This is a genomic window from Nostoc sp. PA-18-2419 (genome assembly GCF_005869855.1).
In the GTDB taxonomy this organism is placed as follows: domain Bacteria; phylum Cyanobacteriota; class Cyanobacteriia; order Cyanobacteriales; family Nostocaceae; genus Nostoc.
Genome location: NZ_SZNH01000035.1, coordinates 55,765 through 65,783, shown reverse-complemented (window position 1 = coordinate 65,783; position 10,019 = coordinate 55,765). Strand labels below are relative to the sequence as shown.

General features: G+C 47.1%; 12 protein-coding genes and 1 tRNA gene. 2 read left to right on the top strand and 11 right to left on the bottom strand.

All coding sequences use genetic code 11. From position 1 onward, the window contains the following. Positions 1-253 (bottom strand): IS1 family transposase (locus FCR06_RS26170; protein ID WP_138504964.1); only part of this gene is annotated, 253 nt, incomplete at its 3' end. A 141-nt stretch (positions 254-394) separates the two neighbouring features. Next, a complete protein-coding gene (locus FCR06_RS34430; protein ID WP_262984714.1) occupies positions 395-517 on the bottom strand; it encodes a hypothetical protein in 123 nt (40 codons plus the stop codon). 411 nt (positions 518-928) lie between these two features. Here FCR06_RS34430 and FCR06_RS33025 point away from each other — a divergent pair, with 411 nt between their 5' ends. Continuing rightward, positions 929-1,069: a hypothetical protein gene (locus tag FCR06_RS33025; protein WP_189523585.1), complete on the top strand. Its 141-nt coding sequence runs from the start codon at positions 929-931 to the stop codon at positions 1,067-1,069. A 50-nt stretch (positions 1,070-1,119) separates the two neighbouring features. On the opposite strand, the gene FCR06_RS26165 is transcribed toward FCR06_RS33025, so the two are convergent. The 8 genes from FCR06_RS26165 to FCR06_RS26135 all read right to left on the bottom strand — a co-directional run bounded on the left by FCR06_RS26165 (position 1,120) and on the right by FCR06_RS26135 (position 8,226). Continuing rightward, positions 1,120-1,587 (bottom strand): nuclear transport factor 2 family protein, encoded by a 468-nt coding sequence (locus tag FCR06_RS26165; protein ID WP_138504962.1) that lies wholly within the window; start codon positions 1,585-1,587, stop codon positions 1,120-1,122. Positions 1,588-1,691: 104 nt separating this feature from the next. Then, entirely contained in the window at positions 1,692-1,868 is a 177-nt protein-coding gene (locus FCR06_RS33865; RefSeq protein WP_223280297.1) for an alpha/beta fold hydrolase, read from the bottom strand. 14 nt (positions 1,869-1,882) lie between these two features. After that, positions 1,883-2,539 (bottom strand): alpha/beta fold hydrolase, encoded by a 657-nt coding sequence (locus tag FCR06_RS26160; protein WP_223280296.1) that lies wholly within the window; start codon positions 2,537-2,539, stop codon positions 1,883-1,885. Positions 2,540-2,697: 158 nt separating this feature from the next. Then, positions 2,698-2,925, bottom strand: coding sequence for a hypothetical protein (locus FCR06_RS26155; protein ID WP_138504960.1), 228 nt, complete (start codon positions 2,923-2,925; stop codon positions 2,698-2,700). Between the two features lie 274 nt (positions 2,926-3,199). Next, a complete protein-coding gene (locus FCR06_RS26150) occupies positions 3,200-4,720 on the bottom strand; it encodes an aldehyde dehydrogenase family protein (RefSeq protein ID WP_138504958.1) in 1,521 nt (506 codons plus the stop codon). 435 nt (positions 4,721-5,155) lie between these two features. Then, positions 5,156-6,091 carry an NADP-dependent oxidoreductase gene (locus tag FCR06_RS26145; RefSeq protein ID WP_138504966.1) on the bottom strand — a complete coding sequence of 312 codons (936 nt, stop codon included), beginning with the start codon at positions 6,089-6,091 and terminating at the stop codon, positions 5,156-5,158. Positions 6,092-6,264: 173 nt separating this feature from the next. Continuing rightward, entirely contained in the window at positions 6,265-7,578 is a 1,314-nt protein-coding gene (locus tag FCR06_RS26140) for a hypothetical protein (protein ID WP_138504956.1), read from the bottom strand. 159 nt (positions 7,579-7,737) lie between these two features. Then, positions 7,738-8,226, bottom strand: a complete 489-nt coding sequence (locus FCR06_RS26135) for a nuclear transport factor 2 family protein (protein ID WP_138504954.1) — start codon at positions 8,224-8,226, stop codon at positions 7,738-7,740. Between the two features lie 275 nt (positions 8,227-8,501). Here FCR06_RS26135 and FCR06_RS26130 point away from each other — a divergent pair, with 275 nt between their 5' ends. Then, positions 8,502-9,407 carry a LysR family transcriptional regulator gene (locus FCR06_RS26130; RefSeq protein ID WP_138504952.1) on the top strand — a complete coding sequence of 302 codons (906 nt, stop codon included), beginning with the start codon at positions 8,502-8,504 and terminating at the stop codon, positions 9,405-9,407. Between the two features lie 533 nt (positions 9,408-9,940). Here FCR06_RS26130 and FCR06_RS26125 read toward each other — a convergent pair. Beyond that, positions 9,941-10,013 (bottom strand) — tRNA-Ala (locus tag FCR06_RS26125). Positions 10,014-10,019: the final 6 nt, after the last annotated feature.

Sequence of the window (10,019 nt, the reverse complement as noted above, 5' to 3'; positions counted from 1 at the left end):
GCTTTTCTCCTATTTGTTTTACCCAAGAAATTATAGTAGTATGATGTACACCTTTAACCCGTTCAATCCCACGAAAACCCATACCATTAAGATACATTTTTAAACATTCTTGTTTAAGTTTCTCTGAGTATCCTTTTGGCGGATCGTACACATCAATAAATTGGCGCTCGCAGTTATTACAGATGTGATTTTGTTTACCTCTCCGTTTTCCATTCTTTCTAATTTCCGTAGACTCACAGTATGGACATTGCACAGTAGATGACCTCAATTCATCCCTCTATTATGCAACACCGGATTGTTTAATATGAATTTCTACCAATTGTTGATGCTTATGCTCATGTTGCCATCCTATAAATGCCAACACATCTAGCCCATAGGTACTGTATAGCAGACTCTATTTTGGTACCCCAGTCACGTAGTAATGTTTGCCAAAATCTGTACAACTGGGATTGGTACATTCTTTACTCTTACCTGCCATAAACACTGCACCATCCATTGTTTGAACTATTTTACGCATATGCCTTGATCTGCGTAGCGCTAATTCTGCTCCACAATGAACACATTCGATGAGCGAACATTCTAAGATTATTCGTTTGCTATTACTGAATTTCCGTTATGGGCAATGCCGAGGCAACTTTACTATTATTAATTTTTTACTGCTGCTAGGTGCAATATTAGCTTACCTGCTTTGTATACCATTTAGACAGCTAGGGATTTTTCCTTATTCATGTAACAACGCCTTAAACAACTCTAACTGTTGCTCTTGTATCCAACGTTGCTGTAGTTGCACAATCAACTCACCGTTGTAGTAGGCTGTTCCCTGTTGCTGCCACAGTTCCTCGGCTTGGGCGTTTGAGTCTTCTCAGAAGTCTAAGCAGATGTCGCCTTTTGGCCCATCAAGATGGACAGCACAAACTAGATAAGGATTATGAGCATACAACAGACAGGGCTCATACTTAGGTATTTTAGGCATACTACCGATTTATTCAGTACAGGTAGCGATCGCACTTCGGTTATCTTGGAAAGTAGGAAGCGATCGCACTATCCTCTTCAATTGCAGACTGTTTAAACCACAGACTTTTCAGCTTTTCAAGCCTGTCATTCACCTGGGACACTTTGCTACGGCACTGATACTTCGCTGCCGTCTGGGTTGCCCTGGAATGTCCAGGTACCACCAGATCGGAAGGTCGAACCTGTGCCAAAAGTGTCCTCCATGTACTGCATGTATGTGACCAAGCCGTTCTTGACCTTCGCAAAGAAAACAAAGGGAGAGGTAAACTTTTTATCAAGTTTTACCGAGTGGGTGGTGAAGGTGCCGAAGAGCGCTACGTTCTCGCCTTCGCCAAAGGCATCTTGAACCTCTAAGTCTTCAATCATCCAAAAAGTGTTGAGCTCCTGGAAAACTTTGAGGACGCTGGCCGGACCATCTTTATGCGTGCCTGCCCAAGGCATAAGCTTTTTTAGGTCGGGATTATCATAGGTGAGTGATACGTAGATGGCTTCGGGGGCTACAAGCCGATTGACGACCTCAGGCTTGGTGGCACCTTTGAGGAGTTCCTGCACAATTTCAACGTTGATGTTTGACATGGGTGTGTTCGTTTTCAGTTACAGTTGGTTTCTAGTAGTGATTTTGCGGCAAGTCGTGCCTCGGAAGAACTCTTCGGGTCCCGCGAATCGCGGGGAAGACGCATTCAATCTTTGATAAATTCAGCTAGAAGAGCAATTACCTCAGGGCCGGATTCTTCCATCAGCCAATGACCAGATTCCGGCAAGATCACAGCCCTGAATTTCTTTTTATCTTCCACGAAACGTGCCGCCATTTGCTTGGGCAATACGTCTTTTACGCCCTTGCCACCGCTGATCGACATGGATGGAATTCTAATCAGCTTATTAGCGGATAGCAGCGCTTGGTTCTGTTTGATGGATTCAGAGTGAAATCTGTAGTAGCCGCTAAAAGCAGCGTGCAAATTTTCGATCTCAAGTAAGGCTTAATTAGTTCGTCGAGTAACGCATCAGTGAAAATATCCTTTTTCCCGGCATAGCTTTGTATAAAGTAAGCCATAAACAGTTTAGGGTCGTTCGATATCAATTTTTCGGCGATATCCCCGTAGCTAAAAAAGCCGAAATGCCAACCAAGGCCAGGACCTTTCGGGGTGTAGCCCGGATAAGTCCACATCGCCTTGTCCGGAATTGGCGAATCCATGAATACGACTTTTTTGATGTAATCCTGGTTGTTGGCGACCATTGGATAAGAGGCTGTATTGCCCAGATCATGGGAAACATATATGATGGGTTCTCTCGTCAATTTATTGATGGCTGTCAACAGATAGCTGGAGAGAGCCTGTGCGCTATACCCAGTCTGGGAGGCTTGCGATTGCCCAAGTCCGGGCAAATCGATGGCAATGACCTGGTGCGTGCCAGCAAATGCTTTCAGGGCGGGTTCCCACATTTTCCAGGTCGAACCAAAACCGTGGACAAACACGATGGGACTGCCCGATCCGGCGCTGACGTAGTGCAGCTTGATGCCGTTACTCTCCACGTAGTCACTCTTAACCCTCTTTTGTCACTTTCCGAGTAGCCAATCTTTGAAAGCTATATCAGTCGGTCAATACAGGCTTTACTATTAGAAAAAATAGGTCTTGTATTTGTTATTAGAAAATAATCGAGCGATCGCCTGGTAGATAAAAGCTCTAGAATTCACAAATGGCAAATGTTTTCGGAGAGTGACAGAACAGGGTTAAACCCCGCTGGATAGGCATATTGCCCGCGACGCTGCTCTTTTACCCTAGCGAGAACCAGCTTGGACATGGCAGCTGGTGTATCTATCGATGGTGGACTGACTTCTTGAGCTATTGCACTGAGTGGAGCAAGAGCAAGTAACACGGCAGACAAAGTCAAACTCAGGCGTTTATTGATTCCGTTCATAATTAGTCTTCACTTGGTTCCTATGGGTGTCTGCCCAAGGTATGAGCTTTTTCAAGTCGGGATCATCGTAGTTGAGCGATACGTAGACAGTGTCAGGGGAGACGAGCCAGTTGACGACCTCAGGGTTGGTAGGGTCTTTGAGAAGGGCTTAAACGATTTCTACGGGCTACTTGACATATATGTTCTTGTAAGGTCGCTTAAGCGAACCTGATTATTAGGTTTGATGGTTGTGAAGCTTATTTAGGAAGAACTCAAAACTTGGCTTCGAGCTCGACTATTGAGCAGAAATGCCAGCACCAGAGATCGTGCCTGAGTTGAAGGCGATGTGTTTGTACTCCAGGAATTCATCCATCGCTGTCAGACCATTCAGCCTGCCGTTGCCGCTACGCTTGAATCCGCCTTCCTCAAACTCGTCCCAAACGATCGCCCAATCGTTGATCCAGATCGTGCCTGCATCTATCTCGCGGGCGACGCGCAATGGGCGGTCAACATCGCGAGTCCAAATGCTTGCAGCCAAGCCATACTCGCTATCGTTTGCCAGCTGCACCGCTTCTGCCTCAGTATCGAAGATTTGCATGGTGAGGACTGGACCGAAAACCTCTTCCTGAACAATCGTCATTTTCGGATCGGTCACTTCCAGCAGAGTCGGACGGTAAAATGCACCACTGGCGAGTGGACCTTCAACAATTGGGCCGCCGCGTACAAGCACCTTAGCGCCCGCGGCGATCGCCTCCTCCACCATCTTGTCAACACGAGCGACGTTCGGCTGATCAATCAGAGGTCCCATATCACTGGACGGATCGGACGCAGGTCCTGTCTTAACGTTTTCCAGTCGCTGGGCGATCAGCGTGCGAAAGCGATCGGCAACAGCACGCTGTACCAAAAGGCGAGAACCTGTCATGCAGAATTGACCTGCAAAAGTCGTGAGTGCCTTCTCAACTTTGGGTGCAGCCGCTTCCAGATCGGCATCATCAAAGACGATCATCGGGGTCTTACCACCGAGTTCAGTTTGAAACAGCTTGAGCGTCGCCGCACCTGTTGCGGAAATTGCTTTCCCGGTCTTTGTGCTTCCTGTAAAGCTAATCACTCGAACATCCTTTGACTCCATCAGAAAAGATGATCCGCCTCTACCTTTGCTTTCACTAAAGACATTAATCACGCCCTTCGGTAAATCGGCAGCTTCAGCGAGGGTTTTACTAAACAGATAGTTGATTTGTGCTGTATTACCCGGCAATTTAATAACAGTTGTAACACCAGCAGCAAGAGCAGGTGCCAGAGAACGCACAGTCAGGACAAGCGGCGAGTTAAACGGTGCGACGATTCCAGCAACTCCGATCGCAGATCGAGTCACAAACGAAAGGCGTCCAGGTTGGACTTCCATCGCCCGTCCATAATCCGTCAGCACAACCGATGCCCAGTATCGAAATTTGCTGGGAATCATATCGACTTCAAATGCTGCTTCGTCATGGACTTTGCCGTTTTCAAGCGAGAGAATCGCGATCAGTTCATCTCTGCGGGCTTCAAAGCGATCGGCAATTTGATTCAGCACTCGCGCACGAAGTCCCCGATTTTCCTTCCAGTCTGATTCTCGGAACGCCCGCACCGCAGCATTAACTCCCTGAACTGCCTCGTCACGCCCACCATCTGCATAAGTTCCAATCACCTTGCCTGTAGCTGGATCGATGCTATCAGTATGCTTTTTTGAATCAATCCACTCGCCATCAATCCAGTTCAGTGCGGGTGTTCCTAGTTCAATGTTTGGTGCTGAGGATTTCTTATCTGTCGTTGCTGCCATAATAGCCGCTCCTTACTTTTCTACATAACTAAGTTTCTACTCATAGTCAAAGCTCAAGGTACTCTTGTTCGATTAGCGGGTAATCTTCAGCCTTGATTGGTTGTGTTGCAGAAATTTTCAAGTGATAAACCAACGGGTCTGGTTCGCATTTTTTAAGCAATAACTCCAAAGATTTCGTTAATGAACTTTGCCTAAAATACACTCTGCGTAGGAACGAAGCATTTGGTTAATAACCCATCGAAATAGAGATTTTTGGGGACTTCCAACAAATAAATTATCCAATTTCACGCCTATCAAAACGACTTTCTCTCCCCCTGCTCCCTGCCCCCTGCCCTAAAAACGATGGGATATTTTTTGATTTGGAAGTCCCTTGCCCGAATGCTTCGCCCTTACAGGAAAAAAGTTCGATGAACCAAAGTTGTACAAAAGCCTGCCTCAAGCTGGATGAACGACTTGCAAAACCAGCTTGCCGCGTGGATGTCCGTGCTGGCTAACTTCCTGTGCTTTAGCGGCTTCTGCCAGTTCAAAAACTTGCTCAATAGACGCTTTGATCTGTCCGTCATCAATCAATTGAGCAATCTGCTGGAGCTGGGAATTTGCTCTGAGATTGGCGAAAACAGGAACCGCTTCAATGCCCTGTGGAATACCTGATTCAGGCACACCAAGTGTCGAAACTAAAACGCCACCGGGACGAATGATTTGCCACGATCGCGCTTGCGTTTCTCCACCAACCAAATCAAGCACTACATCTACATCTTTTACCTGCTGTTCAAACGGTTGACTCGCATAGTCGATCGCCTGATCGGCACCCAGGTTTCTCAGATCATCAAGGTTGGCTGCCGATGCCGTTGCAATGACTCGTGCCCTCTTCCACTTGGCAAGCTGAATTGCATAGCGACCTACTCCACCCGCGCCACCATGAATCAGCACGCTCTGATCTGGCTGGAGATTTGCACCATCAAACAATGCTTGCCATGCGGTTATTGCCACAATTGGGACAGAAGCCGCGTGAATATAATCGAGCGTTTTTGGCTTCTGGGCGATCGCGTCTGCATAGCCCACTGCATACTCAGCATAGGCTCCTGAAAGCGCCATGTCTGCTGTTCCATAAACCGCTTGTCCTGGTTGCAGTGTGGTGACACCATCGCCCACACTTGCAACAACACCAGCCACATCAGCGCCAGCAATCACGGGCAGCGAATAATCAGAGATTTGTTGGAAAAACCCTTCACGAATCTTCCAATCGATTGGATTTACGCCTGCTGCATACACTTGAATGAGGACTTGCCCTGCTTGCGGCTCAGGACGGGGTACTTCGTCGTACTTGAGGTTTTCAGCCCCGCCGTAAGCATGAATTCGGATTGCTTTCATCGTTGCCATTGTGACGTACTCCTTTTCATAAAATGGATCGGCATTTCATCAATCACTGGTGATCGAAATTTTGAATATTACCAAGTAAAAGATTTGTAGTCGCTTGGAATGCTGAACTGCGATCGCGCTGTTTCAGCGTTAAACCCTTACTTACCTTTGGGTAATTACAATTCCTACTCTATTGACGCTCCATCGACATACTGCTGACCACCAATCGTAATGAATTCAACTGTGCTGGCTGGAGCAGCGAAATCCAATGAGGTAATTTCCTCTCTTTGAGCCTCGACTCGACCCAGTACAATGATCTCTTTTCCACTTGTGCCCGGTTTGAGACTTAGGGCGTGCGCGTCAAGCTGTACGACCACGCCACGCACCAAACTGTTACCCCTACCACCTTTTGTGATCACGTCCCCAAGCACGAGGATATTGCCAAATGGTTTACTGGTCTGTATCCCGATCGAGCCATTGCCATGAGTGGTAATGCTTTTGAATTCTGCATAAGCCAAGGTTCCGTCATATAGATTGAACCCCCGCGCCCCTTCGCCATAGGTCGCCAGGTCGCCTTGCACAATTAGAGTCTGCAAATCTCCAAAATTCACGAATCCGATTCCACTGGTTCCATGAGATGTAATGGACTGCCGAGCAAGCCAAAGACGGACATTGCCCCAGTTATCCAACACCATGTCATTTGTCCCGTAAGTTGTTACAGGACTGTTATTGATCACTTGTTGAGCCTTCACGCCTGAGCCAACGAACACCCCGCCTGAGATCAGATTGCCAGTACCAGCCGGGATATTGCCATTAGTATGGATTTCGCCTGTGGTCAATAATTTCAGGTCGATCATGCCACCAGGAGAACTGGGCGCTGGTCCACTTTGAGGATCAGCGTTTGCGGGAACAGTCATGCCGCCAAAAATAAAGATGCCGCTACCCCTCAACGGCACATCTCGCGTTCCCCCTGACAGGTTTTCGGCACGCAGTGTCCAGCGACTTTGGGGATCGGTACAGCGGTTGTAGATCGTTAGGGAACCCGGAACGACCTCTACGCCGTAACCGACTGGACGATGCAGCGCTGAGGTGCTGTCGCCGTCATACACTTGAACGTCAGTGAGCACAAGGTCAGCGGTCATCACAATACTGGATTCCAAGTGCAGCCGACCGTAGACGACGAGATGCTGCAACTTGAGTTGTTCAAGGGTAGTCGTTGTCGGTTCCAGACTGAGCGTTAATCGGCTCGGATCTGATCGGAGGGTTAGGTTCTGGAGGGTGTTATTTGCCGTGAGCGCTATACCGTCTGAATCTGGCTTGAAGACCAATTCTGCCTCAGAAGTTGTACCCACCAAACTTGAGCCTTCAAGAAGTGTAAATTTCTCTAAGTCATGAAGGCGACCAGCCACCTCGATTACAACATGTGTACGTTGAACCGCTTCAGCCAGAGAAGCTGCATCCTCAACGACTACATGAGTGCCAACTGTGCTATGTGCCATAAACGACTCCCATCAGTGGTTGGATTTACCTCACTCACAACACAACGGTTTTCTTGGTGTTTAACCTTTAGTTAGAGTGAAAACAATTTACGCGCATTTCCATGAGCGATATGTAGACGGCTTTCGCGAAGCTCCACCTAACCTACAAAAGTCTCACTATCAGGACGCCTTGAAGGCGATGTCTGCGCGCTCGATGAAGGGCTGGAACAAGTCTACCGGCCAGTTGGGATCGCTCTTGGAGGTGCGCTCCAGACACTTCCAAACGCCATCGCGACGTTCAAAGATGTCGTCGTAGGTGCCAGTCGAAACGATTCCGACGTGTTCAGCCTTCCAGTACACGAACCATCGCCAGTGCGCTTCGGCCCTGTCACCCGATCCGAAAATTTCAAACGCGCCCATAGAGTGGAACCACTTGTCCATCGGGAAGACACTGTGTGCGTAGTCGAACATCTGCTTCATGCCCTCAAAACCCTCGAAGGTTGAAGTACGTAGGTCGTAGACGTGGAATTTGCCCTCCGGCCAGTAAAGGCGGTTGTAGAGGTCGGCCTGCTCGCGCCCCCAACCCTTGTCGATACATCGCTGATGCATATTCAACTGCTCGAAGATGGTAAAGCGGTCGATCGCTGTGAGTTCGTTGTTCTGAGACATTGAAATTCTCCTCTACGCTGAAATTCTTGTGGGCGGTCGATGAGTTGATAGTGTTCTAGATTTGTTGTTAAGACTTTTGAAACGTCCAATGCATAAATTCTTCAGGCGAAGAGCAAAAAATATAGAATACCCCCCTTTGTTGGTTCAGTCATCGCTATTTACTTGCTCAGCTATTTGATACTGCCAGTCTTCCTCAAATTACATTCATTTTTGATCGTTGTACAAGTATCATTTTGTTGATGCTATCTTTCTTCTTAGGAAACTTTAGAACTACGATGGACACCTTAACGAGCATGAAAGTATTGCTTCAGGTGGTGGAATCGGGAAGTTTTGTGGCAGCCGCTGAACGGCTCAACTTATCCACAGCCATGACCAGCAAGCATGTGATGCACTTGGAACGAAACCTTGGCGCACGTTTGTTGAATCGAACCAGCCGACACTTAAGTCTAACCGAGGCCGGAAGGGTCTATTATGAGCAATGCCGGGAAATACTTGATAAATTGGAAATGGTAGAGGCAACGGTGAGGCAATCAGCCGTCGTCGCGCGTGGCGTACTCAAGATCAGCGCCCCAGTTTGGTTTGCTAACCCGTTATTCACTAAAGCCTTGGCGAAGTACCGCTCTCGCTATCCAGACGTTTTGCTAGATCTGAATTTGAACGATCGGTTGGTAGACTTGGTGAAAGAAGGATTTGACTTGGCGTTACGTGTCACGCCTGAGGAACCCGGTTCTTCACTGCTCACGCGACGCATTTGCCCAATTCAACTCATGTTGGTTGGCTCAACTGACTATTTGCAAAAAAATGGATACCCAAAAACTCCCAACGAACTGTCGAAGCATGTAAGCATCAGCTATTATTACTCGCAGTTTGCCGATGAGATACTCTTTGAGGGTTCTAACGAGCGGAAGACAGTCAAACTGCCAGTCTCGATCCGCTCCAACAACACTACCATGCTGTATCAGGCAACCCTAGCCGGTATGGGGTTGGCGGTTTTGCCTAAGTGGTTGATTGAAGATGATCTTACCAGCCAACGATTGGAGGTGCTGAAGCTGGACTACACGTTGGCAACCTCATCTCTTTATGCTGTCTATACGAATCGGCGATACCTATTACCCAAAATAAGTACTTTCGTAGATTTTCTCGCTGAACATTTTTCTGGCATCACCGAGAGCTTTGATTAAATTTGTCCTTGAGGATTTGTACTCGTAGTGTCACAGTAGTGGTTATAGTGTAGGCTTGCTCCTCTGTAAAAGTATTTCATGAACGAGCTTCGCTTTTTCTACCTAACTTCAACAGTTTGGCGATGGCTAAAATCTGAATGGAGAAATTCGCGCTCGTATTAATGCAAAGCTGTACTAAGTTATTAGGAGGGTTGAAAGGAGCGCTGTAATCGCACGCAAAACGCAGCTATTTTATAGTAATGTAGCTTCTGGTTGGGTGAAAACAGCAAAACAAGAGGTAGTAAATTTTGTAATTACACTTAAAATAAAGTGCTTTAAAGCTACTTTTGTAACTAAAGAGCCTTGGGCTTGCTCTAATATATTAAATTTAGAGGCTAAATATATAGCCAAGTTTTACAGATTGATTTTGGACAATAATTCTTTAAAACTGATTTGATTGTTCAAAGCCTTGAAAATGCCTAACTTATGCCGCTGAACTTCGTAAAACTGGACATTAATTCTTTAAAACTGATAATAATTATTTAATGGACACATGGAGAATAACGGATTTGAACCGATGGCCTCTGCGGTGCGATCGCAGCGCTCTACCAACTGAGCTAATTCCCCTTAATT